This is a genomic window from Paraburkholderia fungorum (genome assembly GCF_046026025.1).
GTDB lineage: Bacteria > Pseudomonadota > Gammaproteobacteria > Burkholderiales > Burkholderiaceae > Paraburkholderia > Paraburkholderia fungorum_E.
Map to the genome: position 1 here is coordinate 214,607 of NZ_JAQQFL010000002.1, position 25,863 is coordinate 240,469.

Below are 25,863 nucleotides of genomic sequence, written 5' to 3' on the forward strand. Positions count from 1 at the left end.
TCCAACTTGTCCGTTCTACCGCCGGTGTTGCGAACCAGCGCCGTCGAGCCCGCAACCGGCAATCCAGCGCCCGTTCAGTTACCCGAGGCCGCAAGAGCCTTCAGCACCTGATCGGTAATGTCGATGCGCGGGCTCACGTACACGGCCTCCTGAACGATCAGGTCGTAGTGCTGCTGCTCGGCGATCTGTTTGATCACCTTGTTGGCCCGGTCGAGCACCGCCGCCAGCTCTTCATTGCGGCGCTGGTTCAGGTCCTCGCGAAACTCGCGCTGTTTGCGCTGAAAGTCTGTATCCAGCTGCGACAAGTCGCGCTGCTTCTGCGCGCGATCAGCGGCCGACATCGACGCACCGCTCTTGTCGAGCGAGTCAGACATTGTCTTCAGCTTCTGCGCCATATCGGCCAGATCCTTGTCGCGCTTGGCGAACTCCGCCTCGAGCTTGACCTGTGCGGCCTTCGCGGCAGCCGACTCACGCAGGATACGGTCCGAATTCACCGCAGCGATCCTGGCTTCCTGTGCGTGCGCTGCGCCCGCCACGCCGACACCCAGCGTCATTGCCAGCGCGAACGCACACGCCACACGTTTCGAAAACATACCGGTTAGCAAAGTCATCCTCTCGATACTGTAGTTTGGCCGGCCACTCAAGACCGGACCGCCCGCCTCCGGCCGCCCGATCAGAATGCCGTCCCGATCTGGAACTGGAACTTCTGATACTGGTCGCCAGTGTGCTTCGTGAGCGGGAAGCCCAAGCTGAGCTTGAGCGGGCCGATCGGCGAAATCCACGCGAGACCGACACCGTAGCCGTAACGCAGGCCGTTCGCGCCGATGCTGTTGCCCTCCGAACCCCAGACGTTACCGCCGTCGAGGAACGTGAAGACACGCAACGTGCGGTCGTAGCCCGTGCCGGGCAACGGGAACGTCAATTCGATGTTACCCACCAGCAGCTTCGAGCCACCGATCGGGTCGTTCGTTTTCGCGTCACGCGGGCCCAGCGAGCTCGGCTCGTAGCCCCGCACCGAGCCGATACCGCCCGCGTAGTAGTTCTTGAAAATCGGATATGGCTTGCCGCCAAGACCGTTGCCGTAACCGCCCTGGAAGTTGAAGCCCAGCACGAAGCCGCGCGAAAACGAATAATAGTACTGCGCGTTGATGTCGGCCTTGTAATACTGCGTGCCGCCGATCGGCGTACCGTATTCGGCGTTCGCCTGCGTGAAGTAACCGCGGCTCGGCACCAGTGCGCTGTCACGCGCGTCGCGCGACCAGCCCACCGTGACCGGCACGTTGTTCGACACGCGGCCGAACTCGTGCACGTAGTCGATGTAGCTCTGCGGCGTGTTCGCGTCGATATCCAGCTGGTTCTGCTCGAGGCCGGCGCCAAAGTACACCGTGTCGACTTCGGAGAACGGAATACCGAACTTCAGGTCACCACCGATCGTGACAATCTTGAAGCTCGAATCCGTCGAGTAGTACAGCGGCTGGTACGTACGGTAATAGACGTCGGTAATCCGCTTGATGCCGTCGACCGTGAAATACGGGTCGACCTGCGTGACCGTCAAGGTACGGTATGTCTTGGCGGTATTCACGTTCACCGACAGACTCGTACCCGAACCGAACACGTTGTCCTGCGACACGCCCGCGGAGAGCACCACCTTATCCGTCGACGAGAAACCCGCACCCAGCGTAATCGCGCCAGTCGGCTTTTCAGACACCTTGACGTCCACATCGACCTGATCCGGCGTGCCTTCGACCGGCACCGTGGTCACGTCGACATCGGTAAAGTAGCCGAGACGGTTGATCCGGTCTTTCGACAGCGCGAGGCGGTTCGAATCGAACCACGAGCTTTCGAGCTGACGCATTTCGCGGCGCACCACTTCGTCACGTGTGCGCGTGTTGCCGACCACGTTGATGCGGCGCACGTACACGCGGCGGCTCGGATCCACCTGCAGCGTCAGGTCGACCTTGTGGTGTTCCTGATCGATTTGCGGCTGCGCATTGACAGTGGCAAACGCATAGCCATATTCGCCCAGCTTGTCGACGATCGACTTGGTGGTGGCTTGCAGCTTTTCAGCCGAGAAGCGGTCACCCGGCTTGATCTTGATCAGCTTGGCGAGCTCCGGCTCGCGATCGAGCAGATTGCCGGCCAGCTTGATGCTGTTGATCGTGTACGGCTCGCCTTCATGCAGCGTGACCGTCAGATACATGTCCTTCTTGTCCGGCGTGATCGACACCTGGGTCGACTCGATGTTGAACTCGAGATAGCCGCGATTCAGGTAATACGAGCGGACGTTCTCGAGGTCGCCGGTAAGCTTGTCTTTCGCGTACAGGTCGTTCTTCGTGTACCACGAGAACCAGTTCGGCGTGGACAGCTGCATTTCGTCGCGCAGCGTACCGGTGCTGAACGCCTTGTTGCCGATGAAGTTGATCTGGCGGATCTTCGCGCTCGGACCTTCGGCCACCGAGAACAACACCGACACGCGGTTGCGGTCGATCGGCGTGATCGTGGTGGTGACTTCGGCGGCGTAGTAGCCACGCGTCAGGTACTGGCGCTTGAGTTCCTGCTCGGCCTTGTCGACGAGTGCCTTGTCGTAGTAGCGGCCTTGCGACAAACCGACCGCGCGCAGCGCTTTGGTCAGGTTGTCCTTGTCGAACTCGTGAATACCGGAGAAATCGATCGTGCCGATAGCCGGACGCTCCAGCACCTGCACGATGACGACATTGCCTTCGGTCGCGATCTTGACGTCGTTGAAGAAGCCCGTGGCGTACAGCGCGCGAATGGCGTCGGAAGCCTTATCGTCGCTGAAGGTGTCGCCTTGCTTGATGGGCAGGTACGCGAACACGGTACCGGGTTCGACGCGTTGCAACCCCTCGATCCGGATGTCTTGCACCACGAAGGGCGTCGTTGCGTGAGCAACCAGCCCATGCGCGGCGAACGCCGCGGCTATAACCGTCTTTGGAACAAAGCGATGAGGTTTAAACAACGTGCTTCCCCAGTGTGTATAGCTGCATCAGGTCAGACGGTCGCCATCGTGAACGCCGCCAGACACTTTAAAAATGGATTAAACGAGCCAGATCGTTGAACAGCGCAATCGCCGACAATGCGACGATGCAGGCGAGACCCGCCCTCTGAAAAACGAGTTGCCAGCGATCGGAGACAACTTTGCCGGTTACAGCTTCAACCAAATAATATAACAGATGACCCCCGTCCAATACCGGAATTGGTAACAGGTTCAGTACGCCGAGGCTAATACTGACAAGGGCCAGGAACGACAGGAATGCAGAAGGACCTAGACGTGCGCTCTTTCCTGCGTAGTCGGCAATCGTCACGGGACCGGAAAGATTCTTCAGCGAAGCCTCGCCGACGATCATGCGCCCGAACATTCGCACCGAATAAACTGCAAGATCCCAGGTACGGCGCGCGCCCAGTTGCAGGCTTTCGACCGGCCCATAGCGCACGTCGATCGACGGGACCTGAGTGGCGAGTTCAGCACCGATACGGCCGATCTGCTGCCCCGTTGCCTCGTCGTGCTGCGACTGCGGGACGATCCGAACGTCTTCCAGCTTGCCCGCCGCTTGTCCACCACGCTCCACCTGCAGCGTCACGGGCACACCCGCGTGCGATTTTACATAAGCGATGAAGGCCGTGGCATTGTCGGTCGGCACGCCGTTGATCGCGCGCAGACGATCTCCCACTGCAAGGCCTGCCTTTTGCGCGGCGCTACCCGGCTGCACGCCTGCAACCGTCAGCTTGCCGCCTCCCGGCTCGAAGCCGAGACGCGACATAAAGTCGTCGTCAACGTCTTTCTCGGTAATGCCGCGCAGATCCAACTGGAAATCCGAGATGCCGTGGGCATCTTTCGCGCTCAACACGACCCGCTTGTGATCGAATGCCGCGCCCAGCAGCTTCCAGCGCAGGTCGGACCACGAACGCACACGCTCGGATTCGCCGGCGTTCTCGGCACGCACGGCGACGACGGTTTCGCCGCCGTCGAAACCGGCCAGCGCCGCAGCCGTATTCGGCGCGGGCGCAGCGACCACGGCCGCAGGCTCCGTCACGCCAGTGGCGAACACGAGGGCGAACAGCACGATGGCAAGCAGGAAGTTCGCGACCGGCCCGGCCGCGACAATCGCGAAACGGCGCCACACCGACTGCCGGTTGAACGCATGCGGCAAGGTTTCAGGCGGAATCGGCGCCCCGCCGGTCTCGCGCTCGTCAAGCATCTTCACGTAGCCGCCCAGCGGCAGCGCGGCAATCGTCCATTCGGTGCCCGTCTTCGGGCTCACCCATTGGAACAGCGGCTTGCCGAAGCCGATCGAAAAGCGCAACACCTTGACGCCGCACAAACGCGCCACACTGTAATGCCCGTACTCGTGGACGACCACGAGTACGCCAATCGCAACCGCGAAGGCCAGCAGTTCGATTAGCAGATTCATAGGCGCCTCACTGGACGGCGCGTTCCGTGCGACGGGCACCGTCCGGCAGACGCGCGATAAAGTCGGCGGCGGCGCGGCGCGCGGCGGCGTCGGCTTCGATCACGTCGTCGAGCGCGTGCGCGCTGCGGTTGGGCAACGCATTGAGTACGGCGTCGACCACCTGTGCGATCGCCATGAACCCGATCTGGCGCGACAGGAACGCTTCAACAGCGATTTCGTTGGCGGCGTTGAGAGCCGCGCTCGCCAACCCACCCTCGGCCAGCGCCTTCACGGCAAGCGCGAGGCACGGGAAGCGCGTGTAGTCCGGCTTTTCGAACGAGAGCGACGCGACCTGCAGCAGATCGAGTTGCGCCACGCCCGAATCGACGCGCTCAGGAAACGCCAGCGCGTGCGCGATTGGCGTACGCATATCGGGGTTCCCCAGTTGCGCGAGCACCGAACCGTCGGCGTACGAGACCATCGAATGAATCACGCTTTGTGGGTGAATCAGCACCTCGATGCGCTCGCCCGGCACGTTGAAGAGCCAGTGCGCCTCGATCACCTCGAGGCCTTTGTTCATCATCGTGGCCGAGTCGACCGAAATCTTGCGACCCATCACCCAGTTCGGATGCTTGCAGGCCTCGTCAGGCGTGACGTCGGTCAGCGTGGCCGGTTCGCGCGTGCGGAACGGGCCGCCCGAGGCGGTCAGGATGATCTTGGAGACGCCACCGTGCAGCGCGGCTTCGCGCGGCAGGCATTGGAAAATCGCGTTGTGTTCGCTGTCGACCGGCAGCAGCACGGCGCCGTTGTCACGCACGGCGTCCATGAAGATCGCACCGGACATCACCAGCGCTTCCTTGTTGGCGAGCAGAATGCGCTTGCCGGCACGCGCGGCGGCCAGGCTCGGCGCGAGGCCCGCAGCGCCGACAATCGCCGCCACCACCGTATCGCAGCCATCGCTCTCCGATACGTCGACGAGCGCTTGCGGCCCGTACCCGACCTCGGTCTTGCAGCCCGCTTCGCGCAGCTTCGCCGCGACGCGCACGGCGGTGTCGGCGTCGCCGACTACCGCGACTTCAGGCTGAAAGCGCAGGCATTGCTCGACGAGCTTGTCGCCGTTGCGATGCGCGGTGAGCGCGTAAACCGAAAAGCGCTCGGGATGACGCGCGACGACGTCGAGCGTGCTGTCTCCAATCGAGCCCGTTGAACCGAGCAATGTCAGACGTTTTTGCATATCTCTTTCTCTAGCCGAGCAGCAGCATGGCAAGCGGCAGCACCGGCAACAATGCGTCGATGCGGTCGAGTACACCACCGTGCCCGGGCAACAGGCCGCTTGAATCTTTCACTCCGGCCTGGCGTTTCATCATCGATTCGAACAGATCGCCCACCACGCTGAATGCCACGAGCAGGGTCAGTGCGAGCAGCGTACGTACGGCGCCCAGTTGCGCCAGCAGCGCAGAATACAGGGTTGGCTCGAACGCATGCAAAAAGACCGCCGCCGCGGCGACGATCATCACGGCCAGCCAGCCGCCGATCGCGCCCTCCCAAGTCTTACCCGGGCTGATGGCAGGCGCCAGCTTGTGTTTTCCGAAAGCCTTTCCCGAGAAGTATGCGCCGATATCGGCCAGCCATACCAACAGCAGCAGGGACAGCACGAACGGCACGCCCTTCATGCGCGCGGCGACGAGAGCATGCCAGCACGCGACGAATACCACAATGCCGGCAAGGAACAGAAACGCGCGCCAGGCGCCTTGCGCGAGGACCGGTTTGCGCAGAAGCACATACGGCCCCGCGATGACCCAGAAAATAACGGCCGCCTGAAACAGCGGCCGGGGCTCCTCGACGCCGGTACCGAGACGTGTGCTCGCGACCAGCGCCACGGCAGCCACCAGCGCGTAAATAACCGGGCCCGCGCCGCCGAGCTTCAGCAGGCGCGCCCATTCCCACGCCGCGAACACGACGACGAAGGCGATCAGCGCGCCGAACGCGCCTACCGGCGCGAATAGCGTGACCGGCAGGAAGATCGCCAGCAGGATGATCGCCGTGATGACACGGGTTTTTAGCATGGAAGCGAATCGACGTTTTGCGATTGCGGCTCGAGTTGAGCACTGGTGCGGCCGAAGCGGCGCTCACGCTCCGCATAGGAAGCAATGGCGTGGCCGAGCGCGTCGGCGTCGAAATCCGGCCAGAAGGTGTCGGTGAAGTAGAACTCGGTATAAGCGAGTTGCCACAGCAGGAAGTTGCTGACGCGGCGCTCGCCGCCGGTGCGAATAAAGAGGTCCGGCTCCGGCGCATAGGCCATGGACAGGTGTTCGGCGAACGAATCCTCGTTCACCTCGACCGCCTTGCCCGCCAGCGCCGATTGCTCGGCAAGCTTGCGGGTCGCCTGCATGATGTCCCACCGACCGCCATAGTTGGCAGCGATGGTAAGCGTGAGACGGGTATTGCGGGCGGTTTTGGTTTCCGCGCGCTTGATCAGATCGCGAATACGCGTATCGAATCGGGACAGATCGCCGACCACACGCAAACGGATGCCGTTCGCGTGCAACTTGCCGATCTCGCGCTCAAGCGCAGTGACAAACAGGCGCATCAGGAACGACACTTCATCGTTCGGGCGGCGCCAGTTTTCCGAGCTGAAGGCAAACAGTGTCAGATATTCGACGCCCTGCCGGGCGCAGGCCTCGACGGCCGCGCGCACCGCGTCAACGCCGCGCGTATGGCCGGCCACGCGCGGCAGACGGCGCTGGGTCGCCCAACGGCCGTTGCCGTCCATGATGATCGCGATATGTCGCGGCACCGCGGCGATATCAGGCACGCGCACGGTTGAGCTGGTATAGGTCATGGCCGTCGGGACAGTGACTGAAAAAAGAAGTGGATATCTTAAAGGTGCTGAGCCAACCGGCCTCAGACCGTCATGATCTCGGCTTCTTTGGTCACAACCAGTTTGTCGATTTCCGTGACGAACTTGTCCGTCAGTTTCTGAACGTCGTCACCTGCACGACGCTCGTCATCTTCCGAAATTTCCTTGTCTTTCACGAGCTTCTTCAGTTGCTCGTTTGCGTCACGGCGCAGATTGCGAATCGCGACCTTAGCCGTTTCCGCTTCGCTCTTGACCACTTTGGTCAGTTCGCGGCGACGCTCTTCGGTCAGCGCGGGCATCGGCACGCGGATTACGTCGCCTTGCGTAGCCGGGTTCAGACCGAGGTCCGATTCGCGGATCGCCTTTTCGACGACCTGGACCATCTTCTTTTCCCACGGCTGCACGCCGATCGTGCGTGCGTCGATCAGCGTCAGGTTCGCGACCTGCGAAATCGGCACCGGCGAGCCGTAGTAATCACACTGGATGTGATCGAGCAGGCCCGTGTGTGCACGGCCCGTGCGAATCTTCGACAGGTCGTTCTTGAACGCGTCGATGGAACGCTGCATCTTTTGTTCAGCGCCCTTCCTGATATCAGCCACAGACATTTTTAAACCTCCGAACCTTCAAAACGGTGCGAGCCGGCCAGCGCGCGCGTTATGCGGCGGCCTGGGCTCGCGTTAAAGCCCACGTTATGTGAACGAGAGTTTACACGTGGACGAGGGTGCCCTCGTCCTCGCCTAATACGATGCGCTTGAGCGCGCCCGGCTTGACGATCGAAAACACCCGGATCGGCAGCTTCTGGTCGCGGCACAGCGCGAACGCCGTGGCGTCCATCACCTGCAGATTGCGCCCGATCGCCTCGTCGAAGCTGATCGTGGCGTAACGGGTCGCACTCGGGTCTTTCTTGGGATCAGCGGAATAGACGCCGTCCACCTTGGTGGCTTTCAGCACGACTTCCGCGCCGACTTCCGAGCCACGCAGCGCGGCTGCGGTGTCCGTCGTGAAGAACGGATTGCCGGTACCGGCCGCGAAGATCACGACTTTGCCTTCCTCGAGCTGGCGAATCGCGCGGGGCCGGATGTACGGCTCGACCACCTGGTCCATGCGCAGCGCGGATTGCACGCGCGCTTCGATACCGGCATGGCGCATTGCGTCCTGCAGCGCCAGCGCATTCATCATGGTGGCCAGCATGCCCATGTAATCAGCCGTGGCGCGATCCATACCGGCCGCACCGCCCGCGACGCCGCGGAAAATATTGCCGCCGCCGATCACCACGGCCAGCTGCGTTCCGAGACGGACCACTTCGGCCACGTCCGCTACCATTCGTTCGATGGTTGCGCGATTGATGCCGAAGGCATCGTCGCCCATCAGAGCTTCACCGGAGAGTTTGAGCAGGACGCGTTTATAGGCAGTGGGCATAGGGGTATCCAGATCGCGCAGAACAGGGCAACAACAAGGGACTAATGTAGGGGTGAAATGCTGATTCGGGCAAGCGTCGCCAAATTGACGAACCCTGAGGTTCGTCAGAGGCGGCTGCGCCACGAGGGTCAACCCGCACGCAGCCTTGCGGCGCCGCCGACCGCGGCAAAGTCTTGCTCCGCCGCGGGTCCAACGGTACTAACTGAAGCTTGAGCGACGCTTATTGTTGCTTTGCAGCAGCGACTTGAGCGGCCACTTCAGCTGCAAAGTCGTCCTGCTTCTTCTCAATGCCTTCACCGACCACGAACAGCGCGAACTTCTGCACGCTCGCGTTGCCAGCCTTCAGCATCTGTTCGATCGTCTGCTTGTCGTTCTTAACGAACGTCTGGTTCAGCAGCGACACTTCCTTCAGGTACTTCTGCACGCTGCCGTCGACCATCTTGGCGACGATTTCAGCCGGCTTGCCCGATTCAGCAGCCTTCTGCTCAGCAATGCTGCGCTCCTTGGCGATCAGATCAGCCGGCACGTCGTCCGACGACAACGAAACCGGCTTCATGGCGGCGATGTGCATTGCCACGTCCTTGCCGACCTGCTCGTCCGCGCCGGTGTACTCGACCAGCACGCCGATACGCGTGCCATGCAGGTACGCTGCCAGCTTGTTCGCCGTGTCGAAACGCACGAAACGGCGGATCGACAGGTTTTCACCGATCTTGCCGACCAGTGCCAGACGCACTGCGTCGACCGTCGAGCCGTCCAGCGGCAGTGCCGCCAGAGCTGCAACGTCAGCCGGGTTTTGCGTAGCGACCAGCTCAGCGACGGTCTTCGAGAAATTCAGGAAGTCGTCGTTCTTCGAAACGAAGTCGGTTTCGCAGTTCAGTTCGACCAGCGAACCAGCGTTGCCGCCGATGAACGATGCGACCACGCCTTCAGCCGTCACGCGCGATGCTGCCTTGCTGGCCTTGTTGCCCAGCTTCACGCGCAGCAGTTCTTCAGCGCGCGCCATGTCGCCGTCGGCTTCCGTCAGCGCCTTTTTGCATTCCATCATCGGCGCGTCGGTCTTTGCGCGCAGTTCTGCAACCATGCTTGCGGTAATTGCCGCCATCATTTGCTCCTTGAGTTCCGTCTGTCACACGCCGCCCGGACTTCGATACCGGCGGCAAGAATTCGTTTCAACGTTGCACGTATTTTTTACGGACTACGTTTCAGGTACTGCTCACAGCAACCCACAACTTTGTCGCGACTTAAAAAAAGGGGGCCTGTAGAAAGCCCCCTTTTTTGCCGGACATGGGGCAGCTTTACGCTTCCGAGTTGACCTCGACGAACTCGTCGCCGTCGCCACCACGAGCAGCTTGCACCACTTCGTTGACCGAGTTAGCACGGCCTTCGAGGATCGCGTCAGCCACGCCAGCCGTGTACAGAGCGACAGCCTTCGAAGCGTCGTCGTTACCCGGGATCACGTAGTCGATGCCTTCCGGCGAGTGGTTCGTGTCGACCACGGCGATGACCGGAATGCCAAGCTTGTTGGCTTCGGTCACGGCAATCTTGTGGTAGCCGACGTCGACCACGAAAATCGCATCCGGAATGCCGCCCATGTCTTTCACGCCGCCGATCGACTTGACCAGCTTGGCCATTTCGCGTTCGAACAGGAGCGCTTCCTTCTTGCTCATGCGTTCGGTTTCGCCTGCTTCCAGCGCCGCTTCCATGTCCTTCAGGCGCTTGATCGAGACCTTCAGCGTCTTGAAGTTGGTCAGCATGCCGCCGAGCCAGCGCGCGTTGACGAACGGCATGCCAGCGCGTTGCGCTTCTTCAGCGATCGTGTCGCGCGATTGACGCTTCGTGCCGACGAACAGGACAGTGCCGCGATTCGCTGCCAGTTGACGCGCGTACTTCAGCGCGTCGTTGTACATCGGCAGCGTCTTTTCGAGGTTGATGATGTGAATCTTGTTGCGATGGCCGAAAATGAAGGGGGCCATCTTCGGGTTCCAGAAGCGCGTTTGGTGACCGAAGTGGACACCGGCTTCCAGCATTTGACGCATAGTAACTGCCATGAAAATCTCCGCGAGGGTTGGGTCTTAAGCCGGCTGCCGTATCGGCCGCGCCGCCATTGTGCATTGCACTTTCTGGCTGAACGCGACGGACACCCTGGGTGCGCCGGCTTGCGAGTCTGCTGCCTTGGTACTGCCCTATCCCGTAGCGCAGGCAACTATCGCCACGAGAAGTCTTTTCCGCCAATTTGCGCTTGCTTGCGCGCTTATCTACGCTTATCTGCGTTCACCCGCCGCCCATTAGAACAGCGATACATCAACAAAATAAGACAGAGATCGACTTAGCCAAAGATTATAGCACGCGACTATCGGCCGACTCAACCCGCGCGGTAGCTCCTGTTTGCTGCAGGCGGTTGCACCCGGGCGCTTGCCGGCGCCTCCAGCAAGCCGCCCTTAATCGAACCAGGAACACGAGGGCAAAAGGCACCAGCCCGCTCGCAAAACCCTGCGGCAGGTGGAATATGGTGCGATAATCTTGCAATAAATTGCATTTCAGGCCCGACTCATGGCTATTACGCTCAAAAACGAACACGATATCGCGCAGATGCGCGTCGCCTGCAAACTCGCGAGCGAAGTGCTCGACTACATTACGCCGTTCGTCACGGCCGGCGTTACGACCGGAGAGCTCGACCGGTTGTGTCACGAATACATGCTGAACGAACAAGGCACGGTTCCGGCGCCGCTGAATTATCAGCCGCCCGGCTATCCGCCTTACCCGAAAGCCACCTGCATTTCGGTCAACGATGTGATCTGTCACGGCATTCCGGGTGACAAGACACTGAAGAACGGCGACGCGCTGAATATCGACATCACCGTGATCAAGGAAGGCTATTTCGGCGACACCAGCCGGATGTTCATCGTCGGCGAAGGCTCGATCATGGCCAAACGCCTCGTGCAGACCACCTTCGAATGCATGTGGCTCGGCATCGATCAGGTGCGCCCGGGCGCCCATCTCGGCGATATCGGCTACGCCATCCAGAAACACGCCGAAGGGCAAGGCTACAGCGTGGTGCGCGAGTATTGCGGCCACGGCATCGGCACGGTGTTCCACGAAGACCCGCAGATTCTGCACTACGGCCGTCCCGGCACCGGGCTCGAACTGCAAACCGGCATGATCTTCACGATCGAACCGATGATCAACGCCGGCCGGCGCGACATCCGCACCATGCCGGACCAGTGGACCGTCAAGACCAAAGACCGCAGCCTGTCGGCACAGTGGGAGCACACCATCCTCGTCACCGAAACCGGCTACGACGTGCTGACTGTCTCGGCCGGCACGCCCGCGCGGCCGCCGGTTGTCGCGGCCACGGCCTGACCGACTTCCGACCTCACCTGCCCGCCTGCCAATGAGTAGTGTTCCAGCCGTCGCCCAATCCCACGCCACGTCGCTCAAGGCAGACTATAAAGTGGCCAAAGCCCAGTTGCTGGAACGCTTCAAGACGGCCTCCAACGTCGATTCGCTGATGGCCGCGCTCTCGCGCACCACGGACGAGTCGCTGCGGGCCGCCTGGAACACCTGCGGGCTGCCGCCCGAACTGGCTCTACTGGCCGTCGGCGGTTACGGGCGGGGCGAACTCGCGCCGCACTCCGACATCGACATTCTGGTCCTGCTGCCCGACGCGCCGATCGAACATCTCGCGGCGCGCATCGAGCGCTTTATCAGCCTTGCGTGGGATTTGGGGCTCGAACTCGGCAGCAGCGTGCGCAGTGTGGCGCAATGTGTAGAAGAAGCCGCCAACGACGTCACCGTGCGCACCTCGCTGCTGGAAGCGCGGCGCGTGACAGGTAGCGCCCCACTCTTCGACGATTTTTCGAAGCGCTACCGTGAAACGCTCGACCCGCGCGCGTTCTTCCAGGCCAAAGTGCTGGAAATGCGTCAGCGGCACGCGAAGTTTCAGGACACGCCGTATTCGCTCGAACCGAACATCAAGGAAAGCCCGGGCGGCCTGCGCGATCTGCAATTGATCCTATGGATCACGCAGGCCGCCGGCTTCGGCAGCAGCTGGCGCGAGCTCGAAGCACGCGGTCTGATCACGGAGCGTGAAGCGCGCGAACTGCGCCGCAACGAAGGCTTCCTGAAAACGCTGCGTGCGCGGCTGCATGTGATTGCCGGCCGCCGCCAGGACATTCTGGTGTTCGACCTGCAAACGCCGGTCGCCGAAAGCTTCGGCTACCAGCCAACCGCCACGAAGCGCGCCAGCGAACAGCTGATGCGCCGCTATTACTGGTCCGCGAAGGCTGTCACACAGCTCGCCACCATCCTGATCCAGAACATCGAAGCGCAGCTTTTCCCCAACACAAGCGGCATCACGCGTGTGCTGTCGGACCGTTTCGTCGAGAAGCAGGGCATGCTGGAGATCGCCAGCGACGACGTGTTCCAGCGCGAGCCGAACGCGATCCTCGAGGCTTTCCTGCTCTACGAACAGACGCCGGGCGTGAAGGGTTTGTCGGCGCGCACGCTGCGCGCGATCTACAACGCCCGCGACGTGATGGATCAGCATTGGCGGCGCGATCCGGAAAACCGCCGCCTGTTCATGGACATCCTGAAGCAGCCGGCCGGCATCACGCACGCGCTGCGCCTGATGAACCAGACCAGCGTGCTCGGGCGTTATCTGCTGAACTTCCGGCGCATTGTCGGGCAGATGCAGCATGATCTGTATCACGTCTACACGGTCGATCAGCACATCCTGATGGTGTTGCGCAATCTGCGCCGCTTCGCGGTGGCCGAGCATGCGCACGAATATCCGTTCTGCAGCCAGTTGATCGCCAATCTCGACCGGCCTTGGGTGTTGTACGTGGCCGCGCTCTTTCACGATATCGCCAAGGGCCGCGGCGGCGATCATTCCACACTCGGCATGGCCGACGCGCGGCGCTTCTGCCGCACCCACGGCATTGAGGGCGAAGACGGCGAACTGGTCGTCTGGCTGGTCCAGCAGCATCTGACCATGAGCCAGGTCGCGCAGAAGCAGGATACGAGCGACCCGGAAGTCATCAAGCGGTTTGCCGAACTGGTTGGCAACGAGCGCCGGCTCACCGCGCTTTACCTGCTGACCGTGGCCGACATTCGCGGCACCAGCCCGAAAGTCTGGAACACGTGGAAAGGCAAGCTGCTCGAGGACCTCTACCGCGCGACCCTGGCGGTGCTTGGCGGCGCGCGGCCCGACGCGCACTCCGAGTTGAAGTCCCGCCAGGAAGAGGCGTTGGCCCTGCTGCGCCTCGAAACCGTGCCGGAAGGCGCGCAGAAGGCCTTGTGGGACAAGCTGGACATCGGCTACTTCCTGCGTCACGACGCGGCGGATATCGCATGGCAGACCCGTGTGCTGTACCGGCACGTCGAGACCGCCACGCCGATCGTGCGGGCACGTCCTTCGCCGATCGGCGAAGCGCTTCAGGTGCTGGTGTATGTGAAAGACCAGCCCGATCTGTTCGCCGGCATTTGCGCGTATTTCGACCGCAACGGCTTGTCGGTGCTCGATGCGCGGGTCAGCACGACCCGTCACGGGTACGCGCTCGATAATTTCCTCGTCGCGCATACCGAAGAAGACGTGCATTATCGCGATATTGCCAATCTGGTCGAACAGGAACTGACCGCACGCCTGACCGGTGACGGCACCCTGCTTCCGGGACCGTCGAAAGGCCGTTTGTCGCGGCTGTCGCGGACCTTCCCTGTTACGCCGCGCGTCGATCTTCGGGCCGACGAGCGCGGCCAATATTACATCCTGTCCGTGTCCGCTAACGACCGGCCAGGCCTTCTTTATTCAATCGCGCGCGTGCTGGCCGAGCACCGGGTCGGCGTCGCGTCGGCGCGGATCAATACGCTCGGCGAACGCGTCGAAGACGTGTTCCTGCTGGATGGACACGGTCTGTCGGACAACCGCCTGCAAATTCAGGTCGAGACCGAACTGCTGCGCGCGATTGCAGTGTGAGATTTCATGCGAGTCAAATTAACAGCCAAGCACCCGCGGCCGGCTTCGTCCGAACGCGCCCCTGTCCGTACCGGAAGCACCTCGGCGCGTAAGCCGACGCGTCCGAGCGGACCAAGGCCGTCTACGCCGACGGCCGGGTTTAACGGGGCGCGGGGTGAAGGCGCTGGCGCAGCGGGCGGCGGCAAACGTCCGGCGGGTGCGGGCAAGCCGGCAGGCGCCGGGGCGCGCGCGCCCCGGGCTGAAGGATCGTTTTCCCGCGAACGGGATGCGGGCGGTGCCGGCGCTGCGCGCCGGGCGCCTTCGGATCGGCCGCCGCGGCGTGAAGGCGCCGGCGGTGCACCACGTCGGTTTGAAGGTGGTGGCGAGCGTGCTCCGCGTCGGGACGACGGTGAGCGTGCGCCCCGCCGGTTTGAAGGTGGTGGCGATCGTAGCGAACGCGCTCCGCGTCGTGCTGACGGCGAACGCACCCAAGGCGCTCCGCGCCGGTTCGAGGGCGGCGGTGATCGTGCTCCGCGTCGGGACGAAGGCGCTCGTGCGCCCCGTAAGTTTGAAGGTGGCGGCGATCGCAGCGAGCGCGCTCCGCGTCGTGCTGACGGTGAACGCAGCCAAGGCGCTCCGCGCCGGTTCGAGGGCGGCGGTGATCGCGCTCCGCGTCGGGACGATAGCGAGCGTGCGCCCCGCCGGTTTGAAGGTGGCGGCGATCGCAGTGAACGCGCTCCACGTCGTGCAGACGGCGAGCGCAGCCAAGGCGCTCCGCGCCGGTTCGAGGGTGGCGGTGATCGCGCCCCACGTCGGGACGATAGCGAGCGCGCGCCCCGCCGGTTTGAAGGTGGCGACCGCAGCGAGCGCGCACCCCGCAGTTTCGAAGGCAACCGCGCCCCGCGCCGCGACGACGGCGAACGCCGCTCGTTCAGCGGTCCGCGCCCGGGTGCAGGCCGTCCGTCGGAAGGTGGACCGCGCGGCGAGCGTCCGGCGCGTGACGCCTCGGATCGACCCCGTTTCGGCAGCGACCGTGGCGCCCCGCAGGAGCGCCGTACCGGCGAGCGCGGGCCGCGCAGCGACAGCGCAGCACCGCGCCGTTTTGAAGGCGAGCGTGGTGCCTCCGAGCGTGGCGAGCGCACATTCGCGAAGCCCGTTAAAAGCGGCTACGGTGACCGCACGGACCGTCCGGCGCGCGCACCGCGCGACGACCGCGGCGAACGAGCACCCGCCAAACGTGAATTCGGCGATCGTCCGGCGCGTGCCGGCGAACGTAATGACCGTAGCGACCGTAGCGACCGGGGCGAACGCCCTGCTCGCAGCTTCGACAAGGCGCTGCCGGCTGCCGGCCGCCGCTTTGGCGACGACAACCGCCCGGCTCGCGCCGACAAGCCGCGTGGCCCGGCGCCCGCAGCCAGAGCCGAACGCCACGATGACGCCGCTGCCGCCCCGCGCACGCCGCGTCGCGATTACGAAGACGCACCAGGCACACTGCGCCTGTCCAAGCTGATGTCCGAACTCGGCCTGTGCTCACGCCGCGAAGCCGACGAATGGATCGAAAAAGGCTGGGTGATGGTCGACGGCGAGCGGATCGACACGCTCGGCACCAAGGTCCGTCCGGATCAGCGCATCGAGATCGACCCCGCCGCCGAAGCCGCGCAAGCGAGCCAGGTGACGGTCCTGATCCACAAGCCCGTGGGCCTCGTATCGGGTCAGGCGGAAGACGGCTATCAACCGGCGATCACACTGGTCACGCCGGAAAATCGCTGGGAAGGCGACAGTTCGGAGATCCGCTTCTCGGTCGCGCATCTGCGCCAACTCGCGCCGGCCGGGCGCCTGGACATCGATTCGACAGGCTTGCTGGTGCTGACGCAGGACGGCCGCATTGCCAAGCAGCTGATCGGCGGCCATTCGGAGATCGACAAGGAGTATCTGGTGCGCGTGTCGTACGGCGAGTACACCACCGACGTCGAAAACCACTTCCCGCCGGAAAGTCTCGCGCTCTTGTGCCACGGCCTCTCGCTCGACGATGTGCCGTTGAAGCCCGCACAGGTCAACTGGCAAAACGGCGAACAACTGCGTTTCGTGCTGCGCGAAGGCAAGAAGCGTCAGATCCGCCGGATGTGCGAGCTGGTCGGCCTCGAAGTGATTGGCCTGAAGCGCGTGCGGATGGGCCAGGTGATGCTGGGCGCACTGCCGCCAGGTCAATGGCGCTATCTGTCGGCGGACGAGTCGTTCTGATGCCGCGAGCCTAAGAGGCTCAAACAGCGAAAAACTCACGGCGTGCGCGCCGTGACGTCTGCCCAACAAAAAAACCCACGCCGCGAGGCGTGGGTTTTTTGTTTCCAGCTGCACTCGCGACGGTACGATCCTCGCGGGCCAGAACGCAGAGCGTCAGTCGTCGTTATTCGGATCCATATCCGGAAACAGCACTTCAGTAAAACCGAACTTCGCGAAATCGTTGATCCGCATTGGGTACAGCTTGCCGATCAGGTGGTCGCACTCATGTTGTACGACGCGCGCGTGAAAGCCCTCGGCGACGCGGTCGATCGGTTTGCCATATTGATCGAAGCCGTGATACTTGATCATCGAAAACCGGCTCACCGCGCCTCGCAGACCGGGTACGGACAGGCAACCTTCCCAGCCCTCTTCCATATCCAGCGACACCGGCGTAATAGTCGGGTTGATCAGCACCGTCTCAGGCACCGGCGGTGCATCCGGATAGCGTTCGTTGTGCCCGAAGCCGAAAATCACCACTTGCAGATTCACGCCGATCTGCGGCGCGGCGAGTCCGGCGCCGTTCGCGTCATGCATGGTCTCGAACATGTCCTTGACGAGTTCATGCAGTTCGGGGGTGTCGAAGTGATCAACCGGATCGGCAATAAGCAAAAGGCGCGGATCGCCCATCTTGAGAATTTCGCGGATCATAACTGCCCCTCCAGGAGCTTGCGCATACCATCTTCGTCGAGTACCGGGACGCCGAGTTCCTCGGCTTTCGCCAACTTGCTGCCGGCTTCGGCCCCCGCCACCACGTAGTCCGTTTTCTTCGACACCGAGCCCGCCACTTTCGCGCCGGCCGCTTCGAGCATTTCTTTCGCCTCTTCGCGGGCGAGCGTTGGCAAGGTGCCGGTCAATACGACCGTCTTGCCGGCCAGCACGCCTTGCGGCGCCTTCGGTGCGGGCGGTCCTTCCGGCCATGTGACCTTGCCCGGCGCGCGTAGTTGCTCGATCACCGTGCGGTTGTGCTCTTCGGCGAAAAATCGCTGAATCGACTCAGCCACCACAGGCCCCACGTCGTTCACCTCCAGCAATGCTTCGACCGAGGCGTCCATGATCGGATTCAGCGAGCCGAAATGTTTGGCGAGATCTTTCGCCGTGGATTCGCCCACATGCCGGATACCGAGCGCGTAAATAAAGCGTGCCAGCGTGGTATGCCTGGCTTTGTCGAGCGAGTCGAGCAGATTCTGCGCGGACTTTTCGGCGAAGCGGTCGAGTTCAGCAAGTGTCGCGAAGCCAACGTTGAACAGGTCGGCCGGCGTGCGCACCAGATTCTGCTCAACGAGCTGATCGATGATCTTTTCTCCGAGCCCGTCGATATCCAGCGCCCGCCGCTGCGCGAAGTGCCACAGTGCCTGCTTGCGCTGCGCCGGACAGAACAGGCCACCCGTGCAGCGCGCAATCGTCTCGTCCGGCAGCCGCTCGATGCTCGAGCCGCACACCGGGCAGTGCGTGGGCATGACGAACTCGCGGGCGTCGTCCGGACGGCGGTCGAGCAGCGCGCTCACCACTTCGGGAATCACGTCACCGGCGCGTCGCACGATGACCGTGTCGCCGATGCGGATATCCTTGCGGCGCACTTCGTCTTCGTTATGCAAGGTAGCGTTGGTCACCGTCGCGCCGCCGACGAACACCGGTTCAAGTCGCGCCACCGGCGTGATCGCACCTGTGCGGCCAACCTGCACGTCGATCGCAAGGAGTTTGGTCAGCGCTTCCTGCGCGGGGAATTTGTGCGCCAGAGCGAAACGCGGCGCGCGTGACACAAAACCGAGCGCATCCTGCTCGTCGCGGCGGTTGACCTTATAGACCACGCCGTCGATATCGTAGGGCAGCGTGTCGCGCTTCTCGCCGACCGCGTGGAAAAATCCCAGCAAACCCGCGGCGCCCTGCACCACCGCCCGCTCGCCATTCACCGGCAAGCCGAGCTCCTTGTACCAGTCGAGCAGTTCGCTGTGGGTGGCCGGCATCTCGCCGCCTTCCAGCACGCCGATTCCATAAGCGAAAAACGACAGCGGCCGCTGCGCGGTGATCTTCGAATCGAGCTGCCGCAAGCTGCCCGCGGCAGCGTTACGCGGATTGGCAAATTCCTTTTGCTCCGCGGCCCGCTGGCGCTCGTTCAGGCGTTCAAAATCGCGCTTGAACATGAGCACTTCACCGCGCACGTCGAGCACGTGCGGAATGCGTTTGCCCTTGAGCCTGAGCGGAATGGAACGGATCGTGCGGATGTTCTGGGTGACATTCTCACCGGTGGTGCCGTCGCCGCGCGTGGACGCCTGGACGAACTCGCCGTCGACGTAACGCAACGAGATGGCGAGGCCGTCGAACTTCAGCTCGGCCGCGTATTCCACCGGCACCGGCGGTTCGCTTGCGTTCTTGCCGAGCGCGTCGCCGACGCGCTTGTCGAACGCGGCGATATCTTCGTCTGCGAAGCCGTTGTTCAGCGAGAGCATGGGTTGATCGTGCACGACCTGCTCGAAACCGCTCGACGCCTCGCCGCCCACGCGCTGGGTGGGCGAATCCGGCACGATCAGCTCCGGATGCTCCGCTTCGATTCGCTCCAGTTCCTTGAACAGCTTGTCGTACTCCGCGTCCGGCAGGTCCGGCTGGTCGAGCACGTAGTACGCGTAATTGGCGCGTTCGAGTTCCGCGCGCAGCCACGCGGCCCGCTCGGCCGGAGCGCTGGTTGCAGGGTTGGAGGCGGGGGTTCGGGCCATGCTGTCGGAAGTTTCTTCAAAGGAATTCAGACATTGGATTATCGCAGGAAGCGTGCCCCTTTACATCGGCCGAATGGCCAGTTTTGGACTAGCCCAAAACGCCAACGGCCGCACATCGTGCGGCCGTCGTGTTCTGCCTGGAAAAACAGGGGCTCTACTGACCTTACTGGCTGAACAAACGCCGGGTGGCCGGCGAACCCGCCGGGATACCCGCCTGCTCAAGCTTCGCGTAAAGCGTCATCAACTGCTTTTCGATCGCCAGCAGCGCGGTTTCCGGCAGCGGCCGGCGCCCATCGTCGACCACCCGCCCGCCGATCCGCTCAGCCAACGATTTCGCGTAGTCGCACATCAGGCGGAACGGCAGGATGTCTTCGTCCGCGACCGGCACGTCGAGCACCAGCGTGATCATCTGACCGCCCTTGTAGGTCAGGTCGTCGCGCAGGAAATTGGTGTCGCCGAATTGCAGCATGAACACCGGGCTCTGCTTTGCGTCGAGCTTGACGAAGCGCGTGCCGTCGCGCGAGAGCAGCAAACCGTCCTGCGACGCCACGGCCTGGACGTAATTCGCTGACCACGGCGCGCCGTCGGAGAGTACGTTGATCGACAGTTGCGCATCGCACTGCGCGGCAAAGCCGTCGAGTTCGCGCGCCATCGCAACCGTTTCGAGCATGTCGGGAAACTCGGGCGACGCGTCTAGCGCATCGGCAAACTGCTGCACGCCGGTCACGAACTCCGAGAACTCCAGCTCGTTGAGCGCTCCACTCCGGTTGGCCAGTTGCGCGGCCGCGCGCAACTCCTCATAGCGCGCACCGTTTTGCAGCAATTCCCACGCGCCGCCTTCGAGCTTGCCCTCGATATGCACCGGCTTGCTGCCGGCGCGGCGCAAACGCTGCGCGAGCGGAATCACCTTGTCGCCAGCCACCGGGCCGTTCAGACGAATCGGCACGATGCAGTCGATACGGCGATCGACGATCGCCGGCGGCGCCGACGAAATCGTCGTGGCAGCGGGCAGGATCGGTTCGACCGGCTCGTCGGCATTCGCAGCGTGGCCGCCTTCGGCTCGAGCAATGCCTTCCGCTTCCGGATAGCCGTTCGGTGTCGTCATCTCGGCCTGGATATCGGCCGGCGTATCGAGCGGCGCGGCGGTGGCGCCAAACGTCGGCTCGACGCGCGCCGCCGCTGTGTCCGCTGCCGCCTCAGAACCCACGACCGGCTCGCGCCGCGTGGTCGGCCGGGCCGGTTCGATAAACGGGCTCTGTTCCTCCTGATCGTCCCGCGCGAAACTTTCCGCGGCATCGGCCGGCATCGGGCGCGGCATCTTGCGGCGCACCTTCGCGCCTTGCCATGCGTTGTACACGACCACGCCCCCGACCACCACGGCACCCGCGCCGATCAAACCGAGTGTCAACTCGTCCATGCATGCTCCATCAGCAATTCTTCTGTCTGCGCGGCTATGCGCCCGCTCCACGTGTCGCGCGGCCAATGGCCGCTGCGCTGATCGCGGGCGCCCGCGATGATCAACCTAACCGAAAACTTAAACGATATTCTGGGCGAAACCACTCGCCGTTTCCATGTCGACCGCAACGATCCGCGACACGCCTTGCTCCTGCATGGTCACGCCGATCAGTTGCTGCGCCATTTCCATCGCGATCTTGTTGTGCGAAATGAACAGGAACTGCGTTTTGTCCGACATTGCGCGCACAAGGTTCGCGAAGCGCTCCGTGTTGGCGTCGTCGAGCGGCGCGTCCACTTCGTCGAGTAGACAGAACGGCGCGGGATTCAGCTGGAACATCGCGAACACCAGCGCCGTGGCAGTCAAGGCCTTCTCCCCGCCCGACAACAGGTGAATCGTCGAATTTTTCTTGCCCGGCGGCTGCGCCATCACCTGCACGCCGGCGTCGAGAATTTCGTCGCCGGTCATGATCAGCCTGGCCTGGCCACCGCCAAAGAGACGTGGGAACAGTTCGCCGAAATGGCGGTTCACTTCGTCGAACGTGCCTTGCAGCAACGTACGCGTTTCGCCGTCGATCTTGCGGATCGCGTCTTCCAGCGTCTCGATCGCGTTGTTCAGGTCGGCCGATTGCGCGTCGAGGAAAGTCTTGCGTTCAGTCGCCGCCTTCAGTTCGTCGAGCGCGGCCATGTTGACCGGGCCGAGCGCCGTAATCGCGTTGTTGATCCGCGTGACCTCGCCTTGCAGATACGACGGCTTCATGTCCGGCGTGAGCTTGGCCTGCAACTGCGCTTCATCGACACCGGCCTCAGCCAGTTGCTCGATGAACTGCTCGCCGCTCAGGCGCGCGGCCTGTTCTTTCAACTGCAATTCGTTGATACGGTCGCGCAGCGGTTGCAGCGCACGCTCGGCGCTCAGACGGGTTTCGTCGGCGGCACGCAGCTTGGCCGTCAGATCGTCCAGTTCGAGGCGTGCGGCATGCAACGCCTCTTCCTTGACCGCGCGGATATCGAGCGCGTCCTGCAAGCCGGTATGCGCGGTTTGCTCGTTGATCGTTTCCAGTTCGGCGCGCGCGTCTTCCAGCGACGCGGCGACGCGCTCGCTCTGCTCGTGCGACACCTGGATGCTGCGCTTCAATTCGTCGATACGGTTCGCCATGTTGCGCGCGGCGAACCGCGCGTCGGTGGCGGCCCGGTCGAGATCGCGCGCCTGAGCGCGCGCGGCCGTAAGCGTTTCGTCGAGTCCTTCGAAAGCCAACTGATGGTCTTCGAAACGCGCCTGCAATTCGGCGAGCTCCGAGTCGTGACGCTCGAAATTCGCTTCCGATTCGCCACGCAATGCGCGCTGCTCTTCGATCTGCGCGGTGATTTCTGCGAGCTCTTCGCGAATTTGCGTGCTGCGCTGCGTGTAACGCTCGTGCGCTTGCGCGAGCTTGAGCACGCCCATCTGCAAGGCGTGCACGCGTTGGGTCGCGCGCTCCGACTGTTGACGCACATCGGTCAACGCTTGTGCGGCTTGCGTGTGCGCAGCCTCGGCGCGGATCGCGGCGGCCTTTGCCTCATCGGCGAGCAAGGCCTGCGCACGCACCTGACGCGCCAGGTTTTCGATTTCCTGCTGACGGGCCAGCATGCCGGCCTGTTCGGAATCAGCGGCGTACAACTGGACGCCGACCCGCGTCACCACATGACCCGCCTTCACGACGAACGAGCCGCCTTCCGGCAATTGCGCGCGCATGGCGAGCGCCTGTTGCAGATCCTCAGCGATGAAGGCGAGACCGAGCCAGTCGTTCAGCACGGCGCGGATGCCTGCATCGTCGATACGGACCAGCGACAGCAGCGGACGCAAAGCCGGCGGCGTAGCGACCGGCTGACCGGCTGCCGGCGGTGCGTAGAACGCGAGCTTGGCGGGCGGCGCGTCGGTGGCGAACGCCTTGACCCAGTCGAGGTTCGACACTTCCAGAGCGGCGAGCCGCTCGCGCAGCACCGCTTCCAGCGCGGCTTCCCAACCGGCCTCGACGTGCAGCTTCTTCCACAGACGCGGCAGGCCGCCCAACTCGTGCTTTTCGAGCCACGGCTGGATCTTGCCTTCGGTCTGGACGTTTTCCTGCAATTGCTTGAGCGCGGCAAGGCGTGCGTCGAGCTGATGAATCTGCGCGCTCTCCGATTGCACCCGTTCCTGGGCCGCGCGCCGTTCGCCGTCGAGACGCGGCAGCGTTTCCTGCGCGTCGGCGAGACGGGTCTGCGCGTCATGCAGGATTTCTTCGTGCTCGGCGAGCTGCATGCGCAGGTCTTCGAGCTGCGCTTCGTCTGGGGCGTCGAGACCGCCCGCTTCCGACTTGAGCCGCTCGTGACGCTGCTGCAACTGCTGCAATTGCTGATCGGCATTGCGCTGATGCGCGGCTTCGAGCTTGAGTGCCTGTTCGGTCTGCGCGATTCCGCCGCGCTCGGCGTTCAGCTCGGTCTGCGCATCGCGCCAGCGGGTTTCGAGCGCCGGCATTGCGTCATGCTTGGCCGCAGCTTCGTCTTCGGCCAGCGCGGCTTTTTCGTCGGCAACCGCCAGTTGCTCTTCAGCGTCTTCGAGATCGTCTTGCGCCTTCTGCGCTTGCGACTGCCATTGCTCGCGCTGCGCGGCTAACGCGGCGATCTGCGCCTGCACGCGGTTGCGCGATTCGACGATGAACTTGATCTCCGCCTCGAGGCGGCTGACTTCAGCATTCGCCTCGTACAACGCACCTTGCGCACCCTGCATCGCGTCGCTGGCGGAATAGTGCGCGACGCGCAGCGTTTCGAGTTGCGCTTCGACTTCGCGCAGCTTCGCGGTTTGCGCTTCGAGGTCGATCTGAGCCTGTTCGATCGCGCGTTGCTGACGTTCCTGCTCGCCGCCGGCTTCGTTCTTGCGCAACAGCCACAACAGACGCTGCTTCTCTTCGCCGTCGGCCTGCAAATCCTTATACCTGGTCGCGACGATCGCCTGCGCCTCGAGCTTCTCGAGGTTGGCACTGAGTTCGCGAACAATGTCTTCGACGCGGACCAGATTTTCGCGGGTGTCGTGCAGGCGGTTCTCGGTTTCGCGGCGGCGTTCCTTGTACTTCGACACGCCCGCGGCTTCTTCGAGGAACACGCGCAACTCTTCCGGCTTCGCCTCGATCAGGCGGGCAATCATGCCCTGCCCGATGATCGCGTACGCACGCGGCCCGAGGCCCGTGCCGAGGAAGATGTCCTGAATGTCGCGGCGGCGCGCCGGCAGGTTGTTGATGTAGTAACTCGAAGTGCCGTCGCGCGTCAGCACGCGCTTGACGGCGATTTCGGCATACTGCCCCCACTGCCCGGCGGCGCGGCCGTCGGCGTTGTCGAACACGAGTTCGACGCTGGCGCGGCTACCCGGCTTGCGCGCGGTCGAGCCATTGAAGATCACGTCCTGCATCGACTCGCCGCGCAGCTCGGAAGCGCGCGATTCGCCGAGCACCCAGCGCACGGCGTCGATAATGTTGGACTTGCCGCACCCATTCGGCCCGACCACGCCAACCAGCTGGCCCGGGACCTGGAAATGCGTGGGATCGACGAATGACTTGAAGCCAGCGAGTTTGATCGAGGTCAGACGCACGGCGATTTCGCTGTTTGAAAAGGGAAAATAAAAGGTGGCTCGTGAAGGCTGCACCGGCCATCCGCCAATGCAGCGCAACGGCCCGCGAAACTTCCCGATACGGGCGCTAAGCGCACGCAGTGAAGCGCGCGCCAGCTATTGAGGGGCAATCATACCATCGCGCGTGAGCGGTTCTTACCGTCCTTACGGTCTGTATCATCGTCGGCGTCGAGACCCGCATCCTGATTGGCGGGATCAGGCGGCAATGCCCTGGTCCGGTGCACCCAACTGGATAGGGCAGACGCCAGCACGATGCACAAGCCGCCGGCCCATTCGCGCGGGCCCGGCGTCTCGCCGGCGAAGAGCCACGCGGACAAGGCCGTCACCACGATCTCGAACAGCATGATGATCGAGGCCCGGTTGGCCGGCACCCGCGCGAGTCCGTACTGGACGAGCATATTGTTCGACGCCAGCAAAAAACCGAGGCCGAGCACTAGCAGCGCGGCCGTGCCGAGATGCGCGCCGGTGGGCGGCGCGGGCATCGCCTCGAACAGCGATGCGCAAGCGCTGAAAATCGCCGCGCCGCCGAAGATCGTCGCAGTGCGCATTTCGGGTTTCATTTCCGGCAGCACACGGCTCGTCTTGAGGATCAGCACGTTGCTCATCGCGAAGCCCATGCCGCCCGCGAGCCCCGCCCATTCGGCGAGGTTGCCGGGCACCGGCATGCCCAGTTGCGGCGACCACAGCATGGTCATCGCACCGGCCAGCGACAGCGCGGCAAGGCCCGCGCCCGCCCAGGTCAGCCGTTCATGCAGGATGAAGTGCGCGAAGAGCGCGGTCCAGGCCGGGGTGAGATAGAACAGCAGCAGGACGCGCATGACCTCGCCGTGGATCGAGCCCCACACGAAGCCGAGATTCGTGATGCCCGCAGCCAGCGCGAGAGCCGGCAGCAGCCAGTGCCAGCGCACGGTCCTGAGCGCGCGATAGCGCACCAGCAGGACGAACAGGCAACCCGCGCCGCTCGTGAGCGCGCTCGCTGCCGTACCGGTCACGCCGAGTGCATTCAGCATGCGCAGGGGGTACCAGATCATCCCCCAGACCGAGGCGCCCAGCATGATCGCGAGCGTTGGCCAGCCATTGCGAAGCCAGTGGGTCATGATGCGAGACTCCCGCGGCGATTGCTGCTCCTGCGGGCCGTGTCG

18 protein-coding genes are annotated in these 25,863 nt (G+C 63.4%); 3 read left to right on the forward strand and 15 right to left on the reverse strand.

What is annotated here, in order from left to right:
• Nucleotides 1–74: 74 nt before the first annotated feature.
• From PQR67_RS03110 to rpsB, 10 genes are all read right to left on the reverse strand, one after another.
• Nucleotides 75–611: an OmpH/Skp family outer membrane protein gene (locus PQR67_RS03110; RefSeq protein WP_408454306.1), complete on the reverse strand. Its 537-nt coding sequence runs from the start codon at nt 609–611 to the stop codon at nt 75–77.
• 62 nt (nt 612–673) lie between these two features.
• Nucleotides 674–2,977: an outer membrane protein assembly factor BamA gene (gene bamA / locus PQR67_RS03115; protein ID WP_408454309.1), complete on the reverse strand. Its 2,304-nt coding sequence runs from the start codon at nt 2,975–2,977 to the stop codon at nt 674–676.
• Between the two features lie 67 nt (nt 2,978–3,044).
• On the reverse strand, nt 3,045–4,430 hold the full coding sequence (rseP, locus tag PQR67_RS03120; protein WP_408454312.1) for an RIP metalloprotease RseP: 1,386 nt from the start codon (nt 4,428–4,430) through the stop codon (nt 3,045–3,047).
• A gap of 7 nt (nt 4,431–4,437) precedes the next feature.
• Entirely contained in the window at nt 4,438–5,643 is a 1,206-nt protein-coding gene (locus PQR67_RS03125) for a 1-deoxy-D-xylulose-5-phosphate reductoisomerase (RefSeq protein ID WP_408454315.1), read from the reverse strand.
• 10 nt (nt 5,644–5,653) lie between these two features.
• Complete coding sequence (locus PQR67_RS03130) at nt 5,654–6,475, reverse strand: phosphatidate cytidylyltransferase (protein WP_408454318.1); 822 nt, start codon at nt 6,473–6,475, stop codon at nt 5,654–5,656.
• Nucleotides 6,469–7,251 carry a polyprenyl diphosphate synthase gene (gene uppS / locus PQR67_RS03135; RefSeq protein WP_408454321.1) on the reverse strand — a complete coding sequence of 261 codons (783 nt, stop codon included), beginning with the start codon at nt 7,249–7,251 and terminating at the stop codon, nt 6,469–6,471. Before uppS ends, PQR67_RS03130 begins: the two co-directional genes overlap by 7 nt.
• 62 nt (nt 7,252–7,313) lie before the next feature.
• A complete protein-coding gene (frr, locus tag PQR67_RS03140) occupies nt 7,314–7,874 on the reverse strand; it encodes a ribosome recycling factor (protein ID WP_028199370.1) in 561 nt (186 codons plus the stop codon).
• 100 nt (nt 7,875–7,974) lie between these two features.
• Nucleotides 7,975–8,688 carry a UMP kinase gene (gene pyrH / locus PQR67_RS03145; RefSeq protein ID WP_028199371.1) on the reverse strand — a complete coding sequence of 238 codons (714 nt, stop codon included), beginning with the start codon at nt 8,686–8,688 and terminating at the stop codon, nt 7,975–7,977.
• A gap of 220 nt (nt 8,689–8,908) precedes the next feature.
• Nucleotides 8,909–9,790 (reverse strand): translation elongation factor Ts, encoded by an 882-nt coding sequence (gene tsf / locus PQR67_RS03150; protein WP_408454325.1) that lies wholly within the window; start codon nt 9,788–9,790, stop codon nt 8,909–8,911.
• A 193-nt stretch (nt 9,791–9,983) separates the two neighbouring features.
• On the reverse strand, nt 9,984–10,736 hold the full coding sequence (rpsB, locus tag PQR67_RS03155; protein ID WP_408454327.1) for a 30S ribosomal protein S2: 753 nt from the start codon (nt 10,734–10,736) through the stop codon (nt 9,984–9,986).
• A 502-nt stretch (nt 10,737–11,238) separates the two neighbouring features.
• On the opposite strand from rpsB, the gene map reads away from it, so the two are divergent.
• The 3 genes from map to PQR67_RS03170 are packed head-to-tail and all read left to right on the forward strand — an operon-like array spanning nt 11,239 to nt 16,879.
• On the forward strand, nt 11,239–12,048 hold the full coding sequence (gene map, locus PQR67_RS03160) for a type I methionyl aminopeptidase (protein ID WP_408454330.1): 810 nt from the start codon (nt 11,239–11,241) through the stop codon (nt 12,046–12,048).
• Between the two features lie 31 nt (nt 12,049–12,079).
• Nucleotides 12,080–14,659, forward strand: a complete 2,580-nt coding sequence (locus PQR67_RS03165) for a [protein-PII] uridylyltransferase (protein WP_408454333.1) — start codon at nt 12,080–12,082, stop codon at nt 14,657–14,659.
• 6 nt (nt 14,660–14,665) lie between these two features.
• Nucleotides 14,666–16,879 carry a pseudouridine synthase gene (locus PQR67_RS03170; RefSeq protein ID WP_408454336.1) on the forward strand — a complete coding sequence of 738 codons (2,214 nt, stop codon included), beginning with the start codon at nt 14,666–14,668 and terminating at the stop codon, nt 16,877–16,879.
• A 153-nt stretch (nt 16,880–17,032) separates the two neighbouring features.
• Here the strand turns inward: PQR67_RS03170 and def are convergent, their stop codons facing one another.
• The 5 genes from def to PQR67_RS03195 form a co-directional block, all read right to left on the reverse strand.
• Complete coding sequence (def, locus tag PQR67_RS03175; RefSeq protein WP_408454339.1) at nt 17,033–17,566, reverse strand: peptide deformylase; 534 nt, start codon at nt 17,564–17,566, stop codon at nt 17,033–17,035.
• Nucleotides 17,563–19,629, reverse strand: coding sequence for an NAD-dependent DNA ligase LigA (gene ligA / locus PQR67_RS03180; protein WP_408454342.1), 2,067 nt, complete (start codon nt 19,627–19,629; stop codon nt 17,563–17,565). The genes def and ligA overlap by 4 nt, the downstream gene beginning before the upstream one ends.
• A 163-nt stretch (nt 19,630–19,792) precedes the next feature.
• Nucleotides 19,793–21,046 carry a cell division protein ZipA C-terminal FtsZ-binding domain-containing protein gene (locus PQR67_RS03185; protein ID WP_408454345.1) on the reverse strand — a complete coding sequence of 418 codons (1,254 nt, stop codon included), beginning with the start codon at nt 21,044–21,046 and terminating at the stop codon, nt 19,793–19,795.
• Between the two features lie 117 nt (nt 21,047–21,163).
• Nucleotides 21,164–24,682 carry a chromosome segregation protein SMC gene (gene smc / locus PQR67_RS03190; RefSeq protein WP_408454348.1) on the reverse strand — a complete coding sequence of 1,173 codons (3,519 nt, stop codon included), beginning with the start codon at nt 24,680–24,682 and terminating at the stop codon, nt 21,164–21,166.
• Between the two features lie 149 nt (nt 24,683–24,831).
• The gene (locus PQR67_RS03195; RefSeq protein WP_408454350.1) at nt 24,832–25,818 is read right to left on the reverse strand and encodes a DMT family transporter; all 987 of its coding nucleotides are present in this window, start codon (nt 25,816–25,818) and stop codon (nt 24,832–24,834) included.
• Nucleotides 25,819–25,863: the final 45 nt, after the last annotated feature.